This window comes from Providencia sp. TYF-12 (assembly GCF_041344805.1).
Lineage (GTDB): Bacteria > Pseudomonadota > Gammaproteobacteria > Enterobacterales > Enterobacteriaceae > Providencia > Providencia huashanensis.
The window spans coordinates 2838692-2860763 of the sequence record NZ_CP166833.1 but is presented as its reverse complement, the minus strand read 5'-3'; the positions used below and the strand labels follow the sequence as shown (position 1 = coordinate 2860763).

Annotated in this window: 26 protein-coding genes; 12 read left to right on the top strand and 14 right to left on the bottom strand. The window is 39.7% G+C overall.

From position 1 onward, the window contains the following. Positions 1 to 24: 24 nt before the first annotated feature. Positions 25 to 1209 carry an amidohydrolase gene (locus tag ABE954_RS13030; protein ID WP_166687145.1) on the top strand — a complete coding sequence of 395 codons (1185 nt, stop codon included), beginning with the start codon at positions 25 to 27 and terminating at the stop codon, positions 1207 to 1209. 117 nt (positions 1210 to 1326) lie between these two features. On the opposite strand, the gene ABE954_RS13025 is transcribed toward ABE954_RS13030, so the two are convergent. Then, entirely contained in the window at positions 1327 to 1503 is a 177-nt protein-coding gene (locus tag ABE954_RS13025; RefSeq protein ID WP_071548014.1) for a DUF2526 family protein, read from the bottom strand. Positions 1504 to 1562: 59 nt separating this feature from the next. Then, positions 1563 to 2123, bottom strand: coding sequence for a helix-turn-helix domain-containing protein (locus tag ABE954_RS13020; RefSeq protein ID WP_042844101.1), 561 nt, complete (start codon positions 2121 to 2123; stop codon positions 1563 to 1565). 150 nt (positions 2124 to 2273) lie between these two features. Between ABE954_RS13020 and ABE954_RS13015 the strand changes: the two genes are divergently transcribed. Both ABE954_RS13015 and ABE954_RS13010 read left to right on the top strand, forming a co-directional pair. Next, complete coding sequence (locus tag ABE954_RS13015; protein WP_042844099.1) at positions 2274 to 2930, top strand: AzlC family ABC transporter permease; 657 nt, start codon at positions 2274 to 2276, stop codon at positions 2928 to 2930. A 2-nt stretch (positions 2931 to 2932) separates the two neighbouring features. After that, positions 2933 to 3250, top strand: coding sequence for an AzlD domain-containing protein (locus tag ABE954_RS13010; RefSeq protein WP_042844097.1), 318 nt, complete (start codon positions 2933 to 2935; stop codon positions 3248 to 3250). 61 nt (positions 3251 to 3311) lie between these two features. On the opposite strand, the gene ABE954_RS13005 is transcribed toward ABE954_RS13010, so the two are convergent. Together ABE954_RS13005 and ABE954_RS13000 are read right to left on the bottom strand one after the other, a co-directional pair. Continuing rightward, on the bottom strand, positions 3312 to 3500 hold the full coding sequence (locus ABE954_RS13005) for a YegP family protein (protein WP_042844096.1): 189 nt from the start codon (positions 3498 to 3500) through the stop codon (positions 3312 to 3314). A 298-nt stretch (positions 3501 to 3798) separates the two neighbouring features. Continuing rightward, positions 3799 to 4122: a hypothetical protein gene (locus tag ABE954_RS13000; protein WP_166687146.1), complete on the bottom strand. Its 324-nt coding sequence runs from the start codon at positions 4120 to 4122 to the stop codon at positions 3799 to 3801. Positions 4123 to 4397: 275 nt separating this feature from the next. Between ABE954_RS13000 and ABE954_RS12995 the strand changes: the two genes are divergently transcribed. Further along, a complete protein-coding gene (locus tag ABE954_RS12995; protein ID WP_042844093.1) occupies positions 4398 to 5402 on the top strand; it encodes an LLM class flavin-dependent oxidoreductase in 1005 nt (334 codons plus the stop codon). 94 nt (positions 5403 to 5496) lie between these two features. Here ABE954_RS12995 and ABE954_RS12990 read toward each other — a convergent pair whose 3' ends face one another. The 4 genes from ABE954_RS12990 to hxpB all read right to left on the bottom strand — a co-directional run bounded on the left by ABE954_RS12990 (position 5497) and on the right by hxpB (position 9136). After that, positions 5497 to 5883 carry a YkgJ family cysteine cluster protein gene (locus tag ABE954_RS12990; protein WP_042844092.1) on the bottom strand — a complete coding sequence of 129 codons (387 nt, stop codon included), beginning with the start codon at positions 5881 to 5883 and terminating at the stop codon, positions 5497 to 5499. A gap of 247 nt (positions 5884 to 6130) precedes the next feature. Continuing rightward, positions 6131 to 7522: an L-cystine transporter gene (locus ABE954_RS12985; RefSeq protein ID WP_042844090.1), complete on the bottom strand. Its 1392-nt coding sequence runs from the start codon at positions 7520 to 7522 to the stop codon at positions 6131 to 6133. 181 nt (positions 7523 to 7703) lie between these two features. Beyond that, the gene (locus tag ABE954_RS12980; RefSeq protein WP_166687177.1) at positions 7704 to 8279 is read right to left on the bottom strand and encodes a metal-dependent hydrolase; all 576 of its coding nucleotides are present in this window, start codon (positions 8277 to 8279) and stop codon (positions 7704 to 7706) included. Between the two features lie 191 nt (positions 8280 to 8470). Further along, positions 8471 to 9136: a hexitol phosphatase HxpB gene (gene hxpB, locus ABE954_RS12975; protein WP_042844088.1), complete on the bottom strand. Its 666-nt coding sequence runs from the start codon at positions 9134 to 9136 to the stop codon at positions 8471 to 8473. A 282-nt stretch (positions 9137 to 9418) separates the two neighbouring features. Between hxpB and ABE954_RS12970 the strand changes: the two genes are divergently transcribed. Continuing rightward, entirely contained in the window at positions 9419 to 9958 is a 540-nt protein-coding gene (locus ABE954_RS12970; protein WP_042844087.1) for a YniB family protein, read from the top strand. Positions 9959 to 10109: 151 nt separating this feature from the next. Here ABE954_RS12970 and ABE954_RS12965 read toward each other — a convergent pair whose 3' ends face one another. From ABE954_RS12965 to ABE954_RS12945, 5 genes are all read right to left on the bottom strand, one after another. Continuing rightward, complete coding sequence (locus ABE954_RS12965; RefSeq protein WP_042844086.1) at positions 10110 to 10979, bottom strand: fructosamine kinase family protein; 870 nt, start codon at positions 10977 to 10979, stop codon at positions 10110 to 10112. 362 nt (positions 10980 to 11341) lie between these two features. After that, positions 11342 to 12208, bottom strand: coding sequence for a metal ABC transporter permease (locus ABE954_RS12960; RefSeq protein WP_042844084.1), 867 nt, complete (start codon positions 12206 to 12208; stop codon positions 11342 to 11344). Then, entirely contained in the window at positions 12201 to 13091 is an 891-nt protein-coding gene (locus ABE954_RS12955; RefSeq protein WP_042844083.1) for a metal ABC transporter permease, read from the bottom strand. The genes ABE954_RS12960 and ABE954_RS12955 overlap by 8 nt, the downstream gene beginning before the upstream one ends. After that, a complete protein-coding gene (locus ABE954_RS12950; protein ID WP_042844082.1) occupies positions 13088 to 13978 on the bottom strand; it encodes a manganese/iron ABC transporter ATP-binding protein in 891 nt (296 codons plus the stop codon). Before ABE954_RS12950 ends, ABE954_RS12955 begins: the two co-directional genes overlap by 4 nt. Before the next feature lies 1 nt (position 13979). Next, on the bottom strand, positions 13980 to 14891 hold the full coding sequence (locus ABE954_RS12945; RefSeq protein WP_071548016.1) for a metal ABC transporter substrate-binding protein: 912 nt from the start codon (positions 14889 to 14891) through the stop codon (positions 13980 to 13982). A 284-nt stretch (positions 14892 to 15175) separates the two neighbouring features. Here ABE954_RS12945 and ABE954_RS12940 point away from each other — a divergent pair, with 284 nt between their 5' ends. Further along, positions 15176 to 15835 carry a transglycosylase SLT domain-containing protein gene (locus tag ABE954_RS12940; protein WP_042844080.1) on the top strand — a complete coding sequence of 220 codons (660 nt, stop codon included), beginning with the start codon at positions 15176 to 15178 and terminating at the stop codon, positions 15833 to 15835. Here ABE954_RS12940 and ABE954_RS12935 read toward each other — a convergent pair. Continuing rightward, positions 15829 to 16533: a MarC family NAAT transporter gene (locus ABE954_RS12935; protein WP_042844079.1), complete on the bottom strand. Its 705-nt coding sequence runs from the start codon at positions 16531 to 16533 to the stop codon at positions 15829 to 15831. The genes ABE954_RS12940 and ABE954_RS12935 overlap by 7 nt on opposite strands. A gap of 454 nt (positions 16534 to 16987) precedes the next feature. Between ABE954_RS12935 and fos the strand changes: the two genes are divergently transcribed. The 6 genes from fos to infC all read left to right on the top strand — a co-directional run bounded on the left by fos (position 16988) and on the right by infC (position 21845). Further along, positions 16988 to 17401: a fosfomycin resistance glutathione transferase gene (gene fos / locus ABE954_RS12930; RefSeq protein WP_042844077.1), complete on the top strand. Its 414-nt coding sequence runs from the start codon at positions 16988 to 16990 to the stop codon at positions 17399 to 17401. Between the two features lie 105 nt (positions 17402 to 17506). Next, a complete protein-coding gene (locus tag ABE954_RS12925; RefSeq protein WP_042844076.1) occupies positions 17507 to 17905 on the top strand; it encodes a hypothetical protein in 399 nt (132 codons plus the stop codon). A 100-nt stretch (positions 17906 to 18005) separates the two neighbouring features. Then, positions 18006 to 18455 (top strand): isoprenylcysteine carboxylmethyltransferase family protein, encoded by a 450-nt coding sequence (locus ABE954_RS12920; RefSeq protein ID WP_042844075.1) that lies wholly within the window; start codon positions 18006 to 18008, stop codon positions 18453 to 18455. A 73-nt stretch (positions 18456 to 18528) separates the two neighbouring features. After that, positions 18529 to 19116: a hypothetical protein gene (locus tag ABE954_RS12915; RefSeq protein ID WP_048606987.1), complete on the top strand. Its 588-nt coding sequence runs from the start codon at positions 18529 to 18531 to the stop codon at positions 19114 to 19116. A 257-nt stretch (positions 19117 to 19373) separates the two neighbouring features. Continuing rightward, positions 19374 to 21302 carry a threonine--tRNA ligase gene (thrS, locus tag ABE954_RS12910; RefSeq protein ID WP_042844073.1) on the top strand — a complete coding sequence of 643 codons (1929 nt, stop codon included), beginning with the start codon at positions 19374 to 19376 and terminating at the stop codon, positions 21300 to 21302. A 3-nt stretch (positions 21303 to 21305) separates the two neighbouring features. Beyond that, a complete protein-coding gene (gene infC / locus ABE954_RS12905) occupies positions 21306 to 21845 on the top strand; it encodes a translation initiation factor IF-3 (protein ID WP_071548018.1) in 540 nt (179 codons plus the stop codon). Positions 21846 to 22072 lie beyond the last annotated feature (227 nt).

The window sequence follows — 22072 nt, the reverse complement described above, 5'->3', positions numbered from 1 at the left end:
TGTGATGGGGTAAAAGGTAGAAAAATGATCAGCAAAACTATTACAGCCGCAATCAAAAAACATACTCAAGAAATGATTGCATTTCGACGTGATTTACATGCTCATCCTGAATTGCCATTTGAAGAAGTACGTACAACAAAACGTATTGCCGAAGAATTAGACAAAATAGGCATAGAATATCGCTTAACTGAGCCAACAGGGGTTATCGCTGAAATCAAGGGGGCGAAGCCAGGCAAAACCGTTGCATTACGTGCTGATATTGATGCGTTACCCGTATTGGAATTAAACGATTCGTTAGAATATAAATCCACTACAGCAGGGAAAATGCATGCCTGCGGTCATGATGCACACACAGCCATGTTGTTAACCGCGGCCAAAGCGCTATACGAGGTACGTGAAGAGTTAGCCGGCAATGTGCGTTTGATTTTTCAACCTGCGGAAGAGATTGCTCAGGGTGCATTAGCGATGATCAAACAAGGGGCTATCGAAAATGTGGATAACGTGTTTGGTATGCACATTTGGACAACGACGCCATCAGGCAAAGTTTCTTGTAATGTTGGCGGTTCATTTGCGTCTGCGGATTTATTAAAAGTCACCTTTAAAGGGCGAGGTGGGCACGGTTCTATGCCAGAGGCGACAATAGACGCTGCGGTTGTTGCTTCGGCTTTTGTGATGAATTTACAAGCTATTGTTTCTCGTGAAACCTCATCATTAGATTCAGCAGTGGTAACGATTGGTAAAATGGAAGTGGGAACTCGCTTTAATGTTATCGCTGAAAATGCGGTATTGGACGGAACGGTACGGTGTTTCGATATTGAAACGCGTAATCGTATTGAAGCCGCTATCCGCCGTTATGCAGAACATACTGCAGCGATTTATGGTGCAACAGCACAAGTCGATTATATTTATGGGACTTTACCTGTGATCAATGAAGAGCGCAGCGCACTGCTTGCTCAGTCAGTTATTTCGCAAGCCTTTGGTGAGCAAGCGTTGATCAACGAAAGGCCAACCCCAGGGGGCGAGGACTTCAGCTTCTACATTGAAGATATTCCGGGGTGTTTTGCGTTGCTAGGTACCGGGAATGCTGAGAAGGATACGCAATGGGCACATCACCACGGCTGTTTTAATATCGATGAAGATACGATGGCGACGGGGGCTGAGTTACATGCACAATATGCATGGGCCTATTTACAGCAGCAGGAATTTTAATTGAGTATGTTAATGTTCTTAGGGCTCGTTATTCTACCTATACCGGGCCTCCCTTTGACTTTGTTGCCTATTTATTTTGTTTATTAACACTCAGTATAGCGGCTAAGTATTTGGTCGCTATACATTATGGTGGGCAAATATAGCCTCCCTTAGACGCTGTTGTTGTGTAAAACGTTGGTCTTCATTGAGTTGTGGGTCATGGGATAACTGCATTAGCATTTCATTCATATGGTGAACAGAGTTTTCACCAATGAGCCGGTCAACTTTTTCGATAATTTCATCATAGTAGGGCATGTTTTAAGCTCCAATTAATATAGTCTATGGCTATTAGAGTGTTATAGGTATTTATGATGTCAATTTTGTTTCTCTATGACCATAACGGCCATCGTATTGGGTTCTAAGGCTCGCATGATATGCGGCTCATCTCCTGGATAATGAATATAATCCCCAACTTTTAACTCGACAGGGTTATCTAATGGGCCAACCAAAGCCCTACCGGCCATAATAATGATATGTTCACTTACACCATGCATATGTGGTTCTGAAATACGGTCACGACCCGGTTGGGCAATAACAGTATAAATATCACGTCGTGAATCATTAGGTGCAGATGATAATAAAAATGCTAAATAATTAGCATGTTCCGCACTGACGGGAAGGGCTTCCCCGTGGCGTATCACAGTGACAGCATCTTGTTTTTCTTCAATTAAACGAGCAAAAGGGATATCTAACGCAACACAAAGCGCCCATAAGGTTTCGATACTTGGGTTACCACTACCAGATTCCAATTGCGATAAGGTCGACTTCGCAATACCTGCTTTACGAGATAACTCGGACAACGATAACCCATTTTTTTGCCTTTCACGAGCCAGTGCTTTGGAGATCAACTCAATGGGGGGCGAAGGTAAGTTCAATTTTTTATCCTATTTATAATACTCGCTACAGATGATGAGGCTTACGCATTTGTCACCTACCTGCAACTTGAATTTTTCTGAGTATTGATTGCACTTTATAGTAAAGATCGACATAATGAACAAATGTATTTTATATCGAACGATTGGAAAATGCTAACTTCAACACTTAATAATAGCACAGTGAAAAATATCGCTCTCGTTTGTATTGCGGACTTAATTGTCGGTATTTCATATGGTGCACTTGCCCTTTCTCAAGGTTTTGATTGGTGGGTCCCTCTGACGTTATCTATTTTAGTACTTGCTGGAGCCTCTGAATTTTTATTTATTGGGGTTATTTTTTCAGGGGGAAGCCCCATTTCAGCTGCCTTAGCGGGTCTACTGGTTAATTCAAGGCATATTCCTTTTAGTTTTGCGGTTAGTGACCTAACAGGCAAGGGGGCAAAAGCGCTATTGGGTTACCACATCATGAACGATGAAAGCGTTGTATTTGGCTTAGCACAAGAAACAAATACAGAAAAACGCGCCGCATTTTGGCTGTGTGGGGTCGGGATTTTACTTTGTTGGCCTATAGGTGTACTGATTGGGGAAGTATTAGGCAGTTTAATCAGTGACACACATGTCTATGGCATGGATGCTATGTTTCCTGCGATTATTTTAGCGCTTTCATTGCCTGCGCTCACGGATAAACGCTTACGGATTACGGCCATTGTGGGCGCCGTTATTGCTGTTTTGGTAACCCCCGTCTTACCTGCTGGGATACCTGTTTTACTCGCATTATTGAGCCTAGTTATTTATATAAGGAAATAGTCATGACAAACAGCCCATGGTTAATATTTTGCGGGGTTTTACTACTAGCGGTCGGTACTTATTTAATGCGCGCATCTGGTGCATTACTTAGAGGCCGGGTGATTTTATCGGAAAATAGCAAAGCCCTTTTTTCAGCGGCAGCAATTATTATTTTGTTTTCTGTGGCCGTAACCTCTACATTATTTTCAGGAGAACAGTTGTCGGATTGGCAAAAAATAGTAGGGGTGTTAGTTGCAGGCGTACTTACATGGTATAAAAAACCATTTATTGTCATAGTTTTGTCTGCGGCAATTGTCACTGCGCTACTTCGGTTAATTTAGAATACAACTAATTGTAATTAGCGCGATAAAGCCCCTACCTAAAGAAAGTAGGGGCTATCAATTAAGCGGTTAAGTCTTTAATCGTCTCAGAAGGGCCATTGGTTTGTACTGACGCAATACCTTTTAATGCAGATTGTTTAGATGCATACATTTCACTTGTCGCAATGATCTCATGGTTAGCTGCTTTTAAAACGAAATAATAAGGCTGAGCAACATCTTTGGTAGATTTTTTTAATTCATAATACCCCATGGTAGGCTCCTGACTTTTGTGGTTAAAAATATGAAAACCGAGGAATAAATCATAAGCAGCAAATAAATATCTGCTTAAATAAGGTTAGTCGCTATTAGGTATTATTACTAGAAGAGGGGATAAAATTCAGAAAAAGTTCAAAAAAAAGCCCCTGATAAACAGAGGCAATCGTAGGATATATAGAACTCTTTATTATGTGGCTAAGATATCGGCTTCTATCTTATAAGGCTAGTCGATTATAGTTATCGATAAAAAAGGTTTTGCCGATAACGCCATGTAAGTTAACTGATATAGCTTACTACTGGGTTACTGGTGTATTGTTAGCTTTAGGCATCGGCATTGGAGTTATGTTCTTAAATTCAGGGACTTCCATCACGGTTACTTTAACCATGTAGCGTTTGCCATCTTCAATTTTAGGTGTATTATCCGCCAGCTTTTTTATTGTTTCATTTGGGGTAGTTGTCTGTTCCGCCACGCTATAAACCATATTATGGTGATTGCCATTTCCCATATGTTGACGTGGCATGTGGTTATTCCCTCCATTGCCGATGTTTGCTGCTGTCGCAGCAAAGCCGATAGACATTAACGTTAGGGCGAATAAACTGGTAGTTATTTTTTTCATTGCGATTTCCTTTATATTGGTGATGAACCAATAGTTAACCAATTGATTTCCACCCGCAATCGCTTTTACCTCCGCTGACTGAAGCTCCTTAATTACTGCACTTTTTGTTCAATCTTAATTCATATTCATGAGAAAACAGTGGGTTAGTAGACTTTTTTTTACATTTTTAGACCTCTTGTGCTAATGGGAACTTAAGCACTGGAGACATCAAATCGGATAGTCTACGATGGTAAGTTAGGTTCTATATCAATAAAACCCTAACAAAGTGAGCGTATATGTCTGATAAAAAAACACCCCTTTCTTTGCTTGATTTAGCACCAATTATTCAAGGTTCCACAGCCAAGGAGGCTTTCGCTCATTCCCTTGATATCGCAAAATTAGCGGAAAAATTGGGTTATCACCGTTATTGGTTGGCAGAGCACCATAATATGACAGGGATAGCTAGTGCAGCGACTTCAGTGTTAATTGGCTACCTTGCCGCGAATACTCACACTTTGAGACTTGGTTCTGGGGGCGTCATGTTACCGAACCATTCACCATTGGTGATAGCCGAGCAATTTGGCACACTTAATACGTTGTATCCTGAGCGAATTGATTTAGGTATTGGGCGAGCCCCTGGAAGTGACCAAAGGACAATGCAAGCATTACGTCGTCATATGAATACGGATATTGATAATTTCCCGCAAGATGTAGCACAAATCGTGAGTTGGTTTGATGCAACTAACCCAGAGCCTGCGGTACGCCCGGTTCCTGGGTATGGTGAGAAAATCCCCGTATGGCTACTCGGCTCAAGCTTATACAGTGCGAGGTTAGCGGCTCAAATGGGGTTGCCATTTGCGTTTGCTTCACATTTTGCACCGGACTTGCTGCTGCAAGCACTTGAGGTTTATCGTGCTAACTTTAAGCCATCATCACGGTTGTCAAAACCTTATGCCATGGTCTGCATTAATATTATTGCGGCAGACACCCAGCGCGAGGCTGAGTTTTTATTTACGTCGATGCAACAAGCTTTCGTTATGTTGCGCCGAGGTCAGCCATCGCAGCTTCCCGCCCCTGTTGAAAGTATGGAAAACATTTGGTCGCCAGCAGAGGAATTTGGTGTGCAACAAGCATTGGGGATGTCATTAGTGGGGGATAAAACTAAGGTGGGTTACGGTTTACAAACCATTTTACGCCAAACTCAAGCCGATGAAATCATGGTAAATGGTCAAATTTTCGATCATCAAGCACGTTTATATTCCTTCGAGTTAGCTATGCAAGTCATGAATGAAATTGTTTAAATTAGCTTCATAGCATTTGTTTGCAAGAGCGCGGGCAATCAACTTTTATTCATAACCAGAAAAGATAACCCAGAGAACTCTGGGTCATTGACGGTTAGCAAGCGATTTGCGGGTGGTGAGGCTCTAAAGGCGGTAAACCATGCGCTGCTCGCGCTCTGTCACAGGCTTCATTATATATTCCATCCTGCCAAGATTGCTCAAATTCACGACACGGCGTAGGCCTTTGAGCATAAATGGAACAAGATACACATTTGCCTATTGTACCTTCTAGGGCGGTACAACGGGTGTTTTGTTTTTGGTTAGTACCCTGCATACAGCTCATAAACGGCGTAATCTGCTCAGTTAAATGTTGGGGAACAACACCGCCGCCGCTTTCGGCTTCAGCCCAATAAAATGAGACACGAAAATAGGCGCAACAAGCACCGCAGCTTATACAGGGGTTATCTGAAGGATCAGTTTTTAGTATATGGACATTAGTCATATTAAAAACCACAAATAAATGTTGATAGAATTCCCATAGAAAATGGGATGACGCAACACAAGCAGGAAGCTCAAGAAAACGTTGCTCAGATTTTATTATCTAATGTTATGTTAGTTGATGGCAATGATTTTCAGTATAAAAGCCCGTGTTTTATTATTAAATGCAGGGTTAATGTGATTAATCATAAATTTACAGCAATAAAAAACCTGCTTATAAGCAGGTTTTTGTATCGATGAATGTTTAAAAACTAGACATGTTTTAATTCGCCATCATCGTCTTGGTTAAATACGGTTTTATCCGTTTCTCCCATAAGTTGGCTCGTCACCGTACCGGCGGTCATTGAACCACTGACGTTTAATGCGGTACGACCCATATCAATTAATGGTTCAACAGAGATTAATAGTGCGACTAAAGTGACGGGTAGCCCCATTGCTGGCAACACAATTAATGCTGCGAATGTTGCGCCACCACCGACACCAGCAACCCCCGCTGAACTGATTGTGACAATACCAACTAACGTTGCGATCCAGAGGGGATCAAATGGGTTAATCCCCATTGTTGGTGCCACCATGACGGCTAACATAGCAGGGTAAATACCGGCACAACCATTTTGACCAATGGTTGCCCCAAAAGAGGCAGAGAAACTGGCAATAGATTCAGGAATACCGAAACGACGAGTTTGTGTTTCAATATTTAATGGAATACTTGCTGCGCTCGAACGGCTCGTAAATGCAAATGTTAATACAGGGCCTGCCTTCTTAAAGAATTTAATTGGGTTTAAGCCGGTAGAGGTAACCAATATACCGTGTACAACAAACATGATGGCAAGTGCCACATAGGATGCGACAACGAAAGTACCCAAGTTAATAATGTCGTGAAGATTCGAACTCGCAACCACTTTAATCATTAGCGCCATAACACCATAAGGGGTTAAACGCATCACTAAGCGAACTAACTTCATCGCCCATGCTTGTAATACATCAATTGCTGCTAATGCTTTTTCACCGCGCTCTTTGTCATCTTTAAACAGTTGTAAAGCGGCTACCCCTAAAAAGGCAGCAAAGATAACGACACTGATTATCGATGTTGGATTAGCACCGGTTAAATCTGCGAATGGGTTTTTAGGGATAAAGGATAAGATTAACTGAGGTACAGTTAAGTCAGAGACTTTACCAATGTAGTTACTTTCAATAGCGGATAGACGAGCTGTTTCTGACTGACCTTGGACTAGGCCTTCAGCAGTCAAACCAAATACGTTAGCAATTAAAATACCAACTAATGCGGCAATAGCCGTGGTAAACAACAATGTACCAATGGTTAAAAAACTAATTTTACCCAGTGATGACGCTTTATGTAGCCTTGCTACTGCGCTTAAAATTGAAGCAAACACTAATGGCATAATTACCATTTGTAATAGCTGAACATAACCATTACCAACAATATTAAACCATAGAATGGAGTCTTTTACCGTTTGATGACCACTGCCATAAACTAGGTGCAGTATAACGCCATAGGCGACACCAAAAACCAGACCTACTAACACTTTTTTAGATAGGCTCCAGCCTTTAGCTCCCAGTTTTGCCAACAGTATTAGCAGTGCTACAAAGCCGAGCACATTAATAATTAGAGGAATATTCATTCCGAACTCCAAATCATATTTTTATAAGGTATGTTACTTGCCCTTTAATCCTTAATGGTTATAAGGATTTAGTTGCTTCAAACAACTGGTTATATGTTATCAATAGAAAAAGCACTTTTCTTATATCAAATGGTAATAAGATAGTATTATTCATACTTACAGTATATGACAAAACTTTAATTTAGATAGCAAAGTGAGTATCTAACTGATAATGAATGTATTTTATCACATTCTCAATTTGGCTATAAAAATCCAGTTGGTATCCAATAGGCAAAAAACAGGCACAAACCGTCAAAATAACAGCAATAAAACGCTCTGTTCGTTTGCTATTTTTCCCTCGAATAATGGGAAAACAAAAACGTTGAGGTAATGGCCATAAAAACGGTACACCAGAAGGTGTAAGCATATCGGCGATTAGGTGGCTGAGGTAACCTAATAAAAAGGCTTGAATAAGGTCATTTGGCACTTGCCATTCTATTGGCATCCATTGATAACAAGCTGCCATTACTAGTAACCATGCAACTAAGCTATGAGTAAAACCCCGGTGACCGCAGAGTTTAGAAATTGGTAATGAAAAAATGCGTAGCAACCTGCCGGGAAGAGATGAAGGGTGGTCAATATCGGGTAATAACGCGCCTAATAATGCACCCGGAACCATGTGTAGCCAATCACCTTGAGCAAGCTCAGGGGTGAGTTGAAGTTTATGGGCCATTATTAAAGAGGCGACGGAAAAAAGCAGATGCCCTTCAGCAGTCATGGTGGATAAAATACCATCTGTTTATCTATACAGTTAATTGGCAGTATAAAGTGTTTGAAAAGAATATGATAGAGGCAGAAAGGTAAAAAAACTCTTATTTATTAGCAAATAAGGAAAGGATTTTATATTTTTAAGCAAATCCCCTACCTAAGTAGGCAGGGGTGAGTGATAATTAATCAACATACTGATTCTTAACGTAAATGCTCAGCCTTTAACTCATTCAAAGAGGTGAGCTTGATATCGGCTAAGCCAAAGCGAGGGTCATTAAAATGCTGGCTATCAGGCACAACAATAGAGCGCATTCTTGCAGCCTTCGCAGAAATCATACCGTTAAAAGAGTCTTCCAATGAAACACAATTAATTGGTTTAGTTGATAATTCAGAGGCTGCTTTAAGGTAAACTTCTGGGTGTGGTTTACTCATCGGTAAATCCGCTGCGGAAACGACGGCAGAAAAGTAGTCACGAATATCCAGTAAGTTTAACACTTTTTCTAACATGTACAGGGGGGAAGCCGAAGCGAGGGCTATTTTTAGATCCATCGAGCGGCAAAGTTCCATCGCATGTTGTACGCCTGGCAAAATGGGGCGAGTTTCTTCAACTAAGCCAACAACTCGGTCAATAATTCGTTGTTTGGCTTCTTCTTGGCTACATCCTTGCCAAGGGGAAGCGTGGTACCAAAGTTCAACCACATGGTCAATACGTAAACCCAGTGTATCAGGCAGGGTATCTGCAATTGAAACGTCGACACCAAGTTGTGAAAAAACTTCAAGTTCAGCCTGTGCCCAGAAAGGTTCCGAGTCGATCAATAAACCATCCATATCAAAAATAACCGATTGGATGGGAAGGTTATGGTACATATCAAAACTCCATTCAGGTCGTATTAATTAACGAGCCAACTATAGTACCAGCAAAGGGCTAATATTCGTATTAATTGACATCAGTATTATCAGCTTTATGGCAAGATAATTAGGCATTCTGCGCGATAAATCGCCTTGAACCCAGGATGTTAGTATGTTGAACATTCTGAAAGTCGAATTATTACTATCAATAATGAATTGAAATTTGGAGGCATTTCATTATTTCAGCTATTATTAGCCATGAAAGTTTATCAAGAATAATAACTCTGAGGAAAAGCAGTAATGAATTACCACAATGCCAATTATGTCGCGATCGGCAAACGTATTTTTGGGTGGGTTGTTTTTCTGGTAGCATTAATTTCGACGTTAGCGTCTTTAATTAAACTTGCTGGCATGAAAGGGCTTGCAGGTGAAGGCATTAATGCGGTTGCCAATGACTTTATTAAATTAATGGCTGAAATGGTACGTCAAACGACACCGTTTTTAAATTTCTTTTGGAATAACTCACCAGTGCCTCAAGTCGCGAATGGCTTTTCAGGTAGCAATATCGGTTTTATCATTATTTTTATCTTTATTTTTGTTGGGCTAGCGCTTAGTGCTTCAGGTTTACGTATGTACCGGCAAATTAAATTTATTCGCGAAAGCTTAGAAGACCACGTGATTATAGAAAAAGCGAAGGGGTTAGAAATTTCCAAAGAAGAACTCGAAGCAAAAGTGACTATTCCACGGCACACTATTTTTACACAATTTTTTATTCTTTATTTTTGGCCTATTGTTTTAGGAATTGCCTTGTATTTTCTATTACGTTTCTTGAACTGGTGATTTTCAAATTTTACGTTATGAGAGTGTTGGCTGTGTTTAGCGACTCGGGGCACATACTTAGGTATGCTCCCCGAGATATCAGTATTTACCGCTAATTCATAACGCAACTTATTTGGCTGGTTGATACTTTGTGATTAGAGTTGCTAAAAAGTTATTTTTCGTTGAGTAGGTTATCTACAATAGTACGTGCTAATTGATAACTTTGTTCATTACCAAAAATATGGGCTTGATTGATTAAATAATACAACTGGTAAATGGGTTGCCTATCTAAAAAACCATTTGGAAGTGGCCAAACGCTTTGGTAGCCATCAATAATTTGTATTGGTAATTCTTTATATAGTGGGAGCATAGCAATATCACATTCTCTATCTCCCCAATAACATGCTGGGTCATAAAGTACGCCATCAATTTGATGGGTGATAGAGCAGTTAGCAGGCCATAAATCGCCGTGTAAAAGAGAGGGTTGGGGTTGGTGACCTGCTAGCTTGTGTTTAACAATATCGACAATTTGCTGAATATCGGCAAAAACCATCCCTTTTTCTGAGGCAAGTTGTAATTGTAAGCCAATCCGCTTTTCTGCAAAGAATGAATTCCAGCGCTTTTCCCAACCATTGGGCTGAACCACAGTGCTTAGCATGGTATCAAAATCAAACCCATAGCTGGGTTGCTCTTCCCATTGATGTAACCTTGCTAATTGTTGACCAAAGTGCCAAGCGTTGGTGCTATCAAAGGGTTTAAGAGGAAAATATTCGAGAAGAAGAAAGCTGTGGTGTTTGTTACTACCTACACCATAAACCTTTGGTACAGTTATGGTTTGGCTTTTAGCGAGCATTTCAAGTTGTTCGGCTTCTTGCTTGAACAAAGGTAAAAATTCACGCCGATTTTGCTTAATAAACACGGTATGGTCGCCGTAGTCAATTCGTAGCGTATGGTGAATATCACCACCAGAGAGAATGACTTTGTTACGTAGCTCTGCCTCACCTAAGTGTTCACTTAATAAACGACACATTGCTTGCCACATGACTCACCTCGCCTCTGCTTTGGTATTCATTAATACAATACTATAGTGATAATTTAGGAATTAACAGTGATAATTGTTTAAAAATAAGAGGGTATCACGAAAAAACTGAATAATTATCAGGTATAAAACCTAAATCTAGGTTATTGCAGAGGCGGTTCGGTTTACTTGTTTTTTATTAATTAACCCCGAGGTCTGCTGGAGAAAATAATTAACCATTTTAATAGTGTTGTTAGTTAATAATTTTATCAATAAAAGAGGAGGGATATCAGTATGCCAAAGTGTTTGTATGTTATCTTTATTCAGAAAGGAAAAAGCTGAACTTATCATACAGCGGTTCAGCTTTTATTTTTTCTCTCAATGCATTATGCGGTATGCATACTTTGAGGGTTAGTTTGGTTTCTTTTTCGAGCTAACACTAATTTGCTATATAACAGAGCAATTACAAAATAAACTGCTTGAGTCACTACAATTGTTGGCCCAGTGGTAGCGTTGATATGGAAGCTTAGAATAGTTCCTATCACACTTGATGTTACCGAAGCGATAATCGCGACAACGAGCATTTTCCCGAAGCTCCGACACAGAACAAACGCAATAATTCCCGGTGAGATCAGCATGGCAATAACCAGTATGATCCCAACAGCTTGCAGTGAAGCGACAATGGTTAATGCAAGTAAAGACAGTAAACCATAATGAATCAGCTTGACGGGTAGGCCAATCACACGGGCTTGGTTTGGATCAAAGCAATAAAGCATAAAGTCTTTACGCTTCAGTAAAATAATTGCGATGGTGATTCCGGCAAACAGTAAAATCTGTTTAAACTCACTATTGGTTATCCCTAAAATATCACCAAAAAGAATATGTGTGAGGTGCTGCTCAGTATCGATTTTGGCAAACATAACCAAACCAATGGCAAACATACCTGAGAAAACGATCCCCATAACCGTATCTTCTTTTATTCGGCTATTTTCTTTTAAATAACCTGTTGCAACAGCACAGAATAAACCCGAAGCAAATGCCCCAATAGCGAGAGGGATACCTAATACTGAAGCGATAATAATACCCGGCAAAACAGCATGGGAAATAGCATCCCCCATTAGTGACCAGCCCTTTAACACCAAAAAACACGAGAGAATAGCACAGACGGTCCCAGTGACTATTGCGGTAACGAGTGCTTTTTGCATAAATGGAAATGCAAACGGAGCCATCAATACGTCAATAAAATCACTCATGAGATGCTCCTTGTTGGTGTGATTGGTGGAGCTGGGCGACTTCTTTCCTTGCCTTACGGCGTGAAGCAAAAATACCGTGTTTAGGTGCAAAGAAGAATGCCAGCAGGAAAATAATGGTTTGTAATGTGACGATAAGACCACCAGTAGCACCATTAAGGAAATAGCTGATATAAGCACCAACTGCGCTCGTGACTGTGCCAATGGTAACTGAAATTATAAGTAAGCGCTTAAACTGATCAGTTAATAAATATGCGGTTGCTCCTGGGGTAACTACCATGGCAATAACTAATATAGCGCCAACAGTTTGTAATGCTGCGACCGTACAAGCACTTAATAACGTGAAGAAAATAATTTTCAGACGTAACGGGTTTAACCCAATAGAACGAGCATGGCTTTCATCGAAGAAGACGGCTAATAAATCTTTCCATAGACATAGTAAAACGATGAATGAAACACCGATAATAATTTCTACTTGTAAGACATCAGCATCAGCAATGCCTAAAATATTACCGAAAATAATACTTTGCACATTTACTGAAGTCGGGTTTAAAGAAACAATCAATAAACCTGCAGCGAAAAATGTGGAAAAAATAAAGCCTATGACAGCATCTTCACGTAACCGCGTTAAATGTTTTATTAATGTCATGGCAAGTGCCGCAAGGATACCAGTAAAGAAAGCCCCCGCAGCATAAGGTAAACCTAACGCATAAGCACCAGCCACGCCTGGAACAACGGAGTGGGAAAGTGCGTCTCCCATTAATGACCAGCCCTTTAACATCAAATATGCAGATAAAAAAGCACAGACTGCACCGACAATGGCGCTTACCCAAATGGCTTTTACCATAAAGTCATATTGAAAGGGCTGTAATAACATTTCAATCATTCGGAACCCTTAGTTTGATTTTTTCGAACTGGCGCATCATGGTCATGACCATAGAAGACAGCAGCTCTTTCATCATCGGTAATAACAGTAACAGAACGCGGGTCATCGTCGTCATGAAGTTCTTGACCTGACAAGTTGATATGGCGCAAGACCCCACCAAAGGCTTGTTGTAAATTTCGTTGTGTAAATGTGGTTTCGGTCGGACCACTCGCCAATACAGTGCGATTAATTAAAATCACATGATCACAAAATTCAGGAACACTCCCTAAATTATGGGTTGAAACTAAAATCAGGTGCCCTTCATCCCGCAAACTGCGTAATAGGTCGATAATGGCATTTTCTGTTTTAACATCAACACCGGTAAACGGTTCATCAAGTAATAGAACTTTACCTTCTTGTGCGAGAGCCCGAGCGAGAAAAACCCGTTTCTTTTGACCACCGGAGAGTTCGCCTATCTGACGATGCTCAAGCCCTGTAAGGTCAACTCTATCTAGCGCCATTTTTACGGCATCTTTATCTGCTTGTTTGGGAATACGGAAAAAACCCATTTTTCCGTAACGCCCCATCATCACAACATCTGAAACTAAAACGGGAAAATTCCAGTCAACTTCTTCTGTTTGTGGAACATAAGCAATGACGTTTTCTTTTAAGGCAGCTTTGATGGGTTGTTCGTTTAACATTACACTGCCAGAAGATGGGGTGACTAGCCCCATAATCGTTTTAAACAGCGTCGATTTACCACTCCCATTTACGCCAACGAGAGCACAAATAGAGCCACCTGAGATATTGAAGCTTGCGTCATAGATAGCTGTATGGCCATTGTTATAGGTTACAGTTGCATCATCGACGATAAGATTCGGGTGTTCGAATTGATTAGAGTGATTCATATTACTGTGAAAATCCTTTCGCTATCGTGTCTACAGTCGTATTTAACAGGTCAATATAAGTGGGTACAGGACCATCAGCAGTGGATAATGAGTCTACATATAATACACCGCCATATTTTGCCCCTGTTTCTTTACTGACCTGACGAGCTGGCTTATCAGAAATCGTACTTTCGCTAAATACGACAGGGATCTTATATTTGCGTACAGTATCAATGACTTTTTTAACTTGCTGTGGAGAACCTTGCTCTTCAGCATTAATCGGCCACAAATAAACCTCTTTAAAGCCATAATCTTTAGTTAAATAGCTAAATGCCCCTTCACTTGACACCAACCAACGTTCGTTTTCTGGGATACGGTTTAAACGTTCGCGAAGCGGAGCGTCAAGTGCTGCAATTTGCGCCGCATATTTTTTGGCATTTGCATTATATACTTCAGCATTTTCAGGATCATATTTCACTAAGGCTTCACGGATATTTTCTATATATATTTTAGCGTTAGCGGGTGACATCCATGCATGAGGGTTCGGGTTATCTTTATATTCACCCTCACGGATTGGCATGGGTTCAATCCCTTCGGTTACCACGACAGCAGGGACATTTTTGAAGTTTTCAAAGAAACGTTGGAACCAAACTTCTAAATTCATACCATTCCATAGGATTAAATCCGCATCGTAGGCTTTCATTATGTCTTTAGGGGTTGGCTGATATCCGTGAATTTCAGCACCCGGTTTGGTTATTGACTCGACAATTGCGGCATCACCAGCTACATTTTGTGCTATGTCTTGAATAATTGTAAAAGTAGTAACAACTTTAAACTTTTTCGCAAAGGCGGGTTGGCTAGCAAATATAATTGCTGTTAGCACAAATAAGGTTGTTATTAGAGGTGCAGATAAACGAGATAAATTCTTCTTCATAAAAATTGACCCTGACATTATTGGTTTAGCGTTTTCTAGCATATAGTTGTTAAGGTTTATAACAATTACATTTTATAACTCAACTGATAATGATAATCAATATCGTTTGAGTAAATAAACACAAATATTGTGGAATAACATACATACCCATTATGAAATGCTGGTTTTTATTGTTATTTTGTATGACTAAAACACGTCCTGAAGTAAAAGTTAAGTAAAAATAATTTTATTTTTCCTAGGATTAGTTATTCTTCCATCGGCTTAAGTAGCAGAGGATTATAATAGTGAAGAAAATGATTAGCGGGGCTATTCTGTTACTGCTACTTGCTGGTTGTTCTAGTGAACCAGATAGACCAGTGGCGAAGCAACGAATGTTGGATAACCCTAACACCTTGCCAGCGACGACACAAAATGGTGTATTCCCTCGCACTCCTTTTGATGAATTTATTCGGGACTCAGCAGCCCGCTACAGTATTGATGAAACTTTAATTAGGGCCATCATTGAGGTAGAGTCGAATTTCAGGCCGGAAGTTGTAAGCAAATCAAATGCGATTGGTTTGATGCAAATTAAAGCATCAACTGCGGGGAGAGACGCTTATCGTTATCAAGGAAAGTCCGGTGAACCTAGTTCTAGCGATTTAAAAGACCCTCGAAAAAATATTGATATAGGCACTGCATATATTCGAATTTTGAGGGAGCAGCAGCTTGCAGGTATTAGCCACCCGCAAACGTTATATTACGCAACAGTTGTGGCTTATGTGAATGGCGCAGGGGCACTATTAAGAACGTTTGATAATGATAAAAGTAGGGCAATAGCTATGATTAATAGTTTATCACCTGAAGAGTTTTATCAACACGTTCAAACTAAGCATCCCGCACCACAAGCTCCGCGCTATTTGTGGAAAGTTAAAAATGCATACAATGCATTAGCGATGTCTTACTGATATTCCTTCAATAAGTGTGGGAGTTGCGCGACAATCTCAACAATACCGTTGATAACAAATTGCACTCCCATACAGATTAATAAGAAACCCATTACACGGGCTATTGCATCAATACCGCTATTTCCTAACCATCGCATAATTGATGTCGCACCTCTCAAACCAATCCACACGATTAGACTCGCAATTAAAAAGGTGAGTACTGGCGCTACTTTTAATACCCAAGGAGCAAAGCTGACATTCCCTTGCAATGAGGCCGTTGAGCTGATGATCATCGCAATAGTACCTGGCCCCGCAGTACTTGGCATTGCTAATGGAACAAAGGCAATACTGGGTGACTCTTGGCGTTTTTTAGGGACATTAGGGTCATCAAGAGCTGCTGCTGTTTGGTCTTCTCCTGAATCATTACTGGGAAATAACATACCAAAACCAATAAATGCAACAATTAACCCACCTGCAATACGAAGCCCAGGTATTGATATACCAAATGTATTCATCACTAATTGGCCTGCATAAAAGGCTATAGTCATAATTGCGAATACATAAATAGAAGCGAGTAACGATTGGTGATCACGTTGCTCTTTGGTCATATTTGCGGAAATACTGAGCATGACCGCAATCGCTGTTAAAGGGTTAGCGAGTGGAAGCAATAAAACAAGGCCAATACCAACAGCTTGAAATAGCTCGAGGAAATTTGTCATAGTGATTAAATACAAGCTCCCAGTTTAGATAGATGAGTACCCTTATCTTAGATGATAACAAAATTTGTTATAGATCTGTACCTTAGCATATCTACCTAGATTAATGTTTTAATATTAAAACAAAATACGATTAAGAATTTATGTAAACTACAAATGAGTACTGGGACGAAAAAGTTGTTCACATTAACTGTGGATAACCCTCAGTTTCCTTTGTGAATAACTCAATTAACTTTATCAATAACATAGACATATGTGGATGAGCTAAAAGTATTCAATTATAATAGGCAAAAAAAAACCTTTTTATGGGGGTCATAAAAAGGTTAAGGGCATCTATTAACAGGTTGTCTTAATGTTGATGTGTTATAGATTGTAACGGTTACAATGTTATTTACTGGTAGTTTATGTAAATTCATTAAAAGAAATCGTTTAGCGTTCATATAGGATGAAAAATAGTATGTTAGTTGGAATTAACCATTTAACCATTGCAGTGACTGATGTTGAGAAAAGCATCTTCTTTTATCAATCATTACTTGGTATGAAGCTACATGCAAGTTGGAAAAATGGAGCGTATATCTCCTGTGGGGATTTATGGTTATGTTTATCGTTAGATAAAACACGCTTATCTTTTTCACATACCGAAACAGATTACACTCATTATGCTTTTACAGTTAGTGAGGCAGATTTTCCTATCTGTGTTGCCAAACTAAAACAGGCTAATGTCATTGTTTGGAAAGAAAATAAGAGTGAGGGGAAATCATTTTATTTTCTTGACCCTGATGGGCACAAATTAGAACTGCATGTGGGTGGCTTATTGCAACGTTTAAAAAGCTGCCAAGAAGCCCCTTATGAGGGTATGAAATTTTATTAAATAAGCCTGAGAATTTCTTTACAAATGATTTTTAATTTTAAAAATAGCTTTACGTAGAGTGATATATCCTATTTTTAATGAATTATTAAAGAAATAGGAATAGGTATGAAAAAACTCATAGCGACATTCGCAGGGGCGTCAATGTTGTTGGTTTTGGCTACCGCAATGATTTTGATTGTTTTCCCTCAGCAGTGGAAACAAAATATTTATCCAACTATATCTCAACTATTGCCAACATCGCTTAGTACAATTTTACCTAAAAGTTTAGTGAGCAATAATGTCTGTGATAGCTTAGAGGATAATCTGCAAAACTTTGCAAGCTACCTTAAAGTTAACCAAGACATTGTAGATATTAAGGGTATGAATAGCTTAGATGAGCAACTGACGAATATCCAAGCAAGGATTGATGCAATGCCGTCAGATGTTCGTGACCTTGTATGCCAGCAGGAGTATAGCAAATTAGAAGGGTTAAAAAGTGTATTCTCTTTAGGGCCTAATAATTAATTTTTTGGGTTAGTTATTTTGCTTGGTAATATCCCATACAAAGCCTTTCTATTGTTTTATAATATGCTGATTACCTTATTTTTGAGTTTAAGGCAGCATAATGAAAATTCTAAAATTTCCATTGTTGAATTGGCTAATTGCGAATGGCGTTGCAGTTTATTTTCTTTTTAAACAAGGTGCGTTAGATTGGTATTTTTCTGGCTGGCTGGGGGTTTTAGGGATTTTAGTTGCTCTAGAAAGTGTCAGTTGGGTGGCAACAAGTTTATTTTATTTTTATAAACATAAAACATCGCCTAATCCGAGTGTGCGGGCAACGCACCTCATCACAAATGGCCCATATCGATTATCCCGCAACCCCATGTATCTGGCTTTTACTTCCATGAGTTTGGCTCTGGCTCTATTAACACATTCCCCATATTTCTTAGTTTCTGGCTTAGTATTCTGGCTAGTAACCGATTTATATACAATTCCGCAAGAAGAAAACTTTTTAGCTAAATCCTTTAAAGCAGAATGGGATAGTTATCACAAACAAACGAGGCGTTGGTTATAAAATCATATTAATGAGACTTATTCTCATCTATGATTGAGTCTATTTTTCTATAACGCACAGGCTAAGGTAATTAATGAATTATCAAGTGGCTCCATTTTGGATTAATTCAGGTAAGTTAGCGTGTTTGATTGTTATTAGTTTGTTCCTTGCATTTTTTTCTGTAAGTACTTTTATCGCATATTTACTGGTTATTGGTGTGGGATGGGCAGTATTGGTATCGTTCAAAATACATGCAATGAAAGAAAAGGGAGTAATACTAAAAAACAGTGATACATCAGATTGGATGGTTTATATCCAAGGTATTCCAGTTGAAGAGAAAAGGCAGACATTAGCTAACCCCTGTTTTGCAACATTACAGCACGCCCAGTCATTTTTCAGCAATGCATTTATGATTAGGGTTTTAATTCAAGTTATATTTTGTAGCTATATTCTTTGGCAAATATGGGGATTAGATAATATCAATGTACAAATACTTACCTTGATTGGAGTGGTATATCTTGGGTATACGTTATGGGTATCAATTCAGCGATATATTACTCTTAAACAAGGTAACTTAATCATTGAAGAATTAACGGCGCCTAGTGGATCTCTTTGGTATAGGGTGTATTTCAAAGAAAAAGAAAAACTATTTCCTGCTTTGGATGGATTATTCGCCATTTAATCGGGAAGGTATTGATTTTTCTTATGAAGAAGAACAATAAACGGCTTTGCGCTATCGCCATAAATTATGTCTGTGTTATCATTGATAGTTGAGTTACTCGCGATGTATCAATTTATGTTATCTTAATTTAACTAGAATTGTGTACATATCTCGCATAGTGAAGTGAGAAATCGTTAGTAACGTATTGATTTATAATTTTGGAATAATCAAGCAAGTGATCTGGCGTGTGGGTCACCACTGCTGATAAGGATTTTTTAATGCCTGTTATTACTCTTCCTGATGGAAGTCAGCGTCAGTTTGACCATCCTGTTTCTGTGATGGACGTGGCTCGCGATATTGGCGCGGGTCTAGCAAAAGCGTGTATCGCCGGTCGCATTAATGGCGAACGTGTTGATGCGTGTGAAATGATTGAACATGATGCTAATGTGTCAATTATTACGAGTAAAGATGACGACGGACTCGAAATTATTCGTCACTCTTGTGCTCACTTGTTAGGTCATGCCATCAAGCAATTATGGCCAAACACCAAAATGGCAATCGGTCCAACTATCGACAACGGTTTTTATTATGATGTCGATTTAGACCATACGCTGACGCAGGAAGATTTGGAAAAGCTAGAGAAGCGTATGCTTGAGCTTGCCAAAACAGATTATGATGTGGTGAAAAAACGTGTTTCTTGGAGCGAAGCTCGTGAGACATTTGTTGCCCGCGGCGAAGACTATAAAGTTGAAATCTTGGATCAAAATATTAGCCAAGATGATCGCCCTGGTTTATATCACCATGAAGAATATGTTGATATGTGTCGTGGTCCACATGTACCTAATATGCGTTTTTGTCACCACTTCAAATTGCAAAAAGTGGCTGGCGCGTATTGGCGTGGTAACAGCGACAATAAAATGTTGCAGCGTATCTACGGTACCGCATGGGCTGATAAGAAACAATTGGCAGCCTATTTATTGCGTTTAGAAGAAGCCGCTAAGCGTGACCATCGTAAAATCGGTAAACAATTAGATTTATATCATATGCAAGAAGAAGCGCCAGGTATGGCGTTCTGGCATAATGATGGTTGGACAATTTTCCGTGAACTGGAAACTTTTGTACGTACGAAACTGAAAGCTTATAACTATCAAGAAGTTAAAGGTCCATTCATGATGGATCGCGTACTGTGGGAAAAAACAGGTCACTGGGATAACTATAAAGATGCAATGTTCACGACTTCATCAGAAAACCGTGAGTATTGTGTAAAACCAATGAACTGCCCTGGTCACGTACAAATCTTTAACCAAGGTTTGAAATCTTATCGTGACTTACCATTACGTATGGCAGAATTTGGTAGCTGTCATCGTAATGAGCCATCAGGTGCTTTACATGGTTTGATGCGTGTGCGTGGCTTTACTCAAGATGATGCACATATCTTCTGTACAGAAGAACAAATTTTAAGTGAAGTAACTAGCTGTATTGAAATGATTTATGATGTTTACGCAACTTTTGGTTTTGAAAAGATTGTTGTGAAACTATCAACTCGCCCTGAAAAACGTATCGGTACTGACGAGATGTGGGACAGAGCGGAAGAAGACTTAGCTAACGCTCTGAAATCAAAAGGTATTGAATTCGAATACCAACCAGGCGAAGGCGCATTCTATGGTCCTAAAATTGAATTTACACTGTATGACTGCCTTGACCGCGCATGGCAATGCGGTACCGTCCAGTTAGACTTCTTCTTGCCGGGCCGTTTAACCGCTTCCTATGTAGGCGAAAATAACGAACGTATCGTTCCTGTTATGATCCACCGTGCTGTATTGGGTTCACTTGAGCGCTTTATTGGTATTTTAACAGAAGAATACGCAGGCTTTTTCCCAACATGGTTAGCACCACAACAAGTGGTTGTAATGAACATAACGGATAGCCAAGCTGATTATGTTCAAGAATTAGTTAGCAAGCTGCAAAGTGTTGGCATTCGCGCGAAAGCAGATTTACGTAATGAGAAAATTGGCTTTAAAATCCGCGAACACACGCTGCGTCGAGTCCCTTACATGCTAGTATGTGGTGATAAAGAAGTTGAATCAGGCAAAGTTGCTGTACGTACCCGTCGTGGTAAAGATTTAGGTAGCCTTGATGTCAACGAATTCATGACTAAACTGCTTGAAGAGATCCGCAGTCGTCAACTCAATCAGATGGAGGAATAAGGTATTAAAGGCGGAAAAAAACTCCCAACAGCACGTCCTAATCGTATTAACGAAGAGATCCGTGCTACAGAAATCCGTGTCACAGGTCTAGACGGTGAGCAACTCGGTGTTATGAGTGTGCGTGAAGCACTCTTTAAGGCTGAAGAAGCAGGTGTCGACTTAGTCGAAATCAGCCCAAATGCTGAGCCACCCGTTTGTCGTATTATGGACTACGGTAAGTATCTTTATGAGAAGAGTAAGTCTCAGAAAGAACAGAAAAAGAAACAAAAAGTTGTTCAAGTGAAGGAAATTAAATTCCGTCCAGGAACAGACGAAGGCGACTACCAAGTTAAATTACGTAGTTTAATTCGCTTTTTGGAAGAAGGTGACAAGGCTAAAGTCACACTACGTTTTCGTGGTCGTGAAATGGCTCACCAACAGATTGGTCTGGAAGTGCTTAATCGCATCAAAGCTGATCTGGATGAACTGGCGTCAGTGGAATCATTTCCTTCAAGAATTGAAGGGCGCCAGATGATCATGGTATTGGCACCAAAGAAAAAATAATTAAGCCAGTATTGGTATAGCTAAGCAGTGCTCGTTATGGGCACTGCTTATCTTGTATTGTCAGTAATGTGAGCAAATGTCGTGCTTATTCAGTAATAAGCTAAATTAATAACTAATTAAAATAGACTGATTGATAGAAATAAATACGGTAAAACTAAATTTTTAAATAAGTTAACGTGATTTATTTCAAGATTTACTTGAGTAATCGGGCAATAAGCATTAAAATC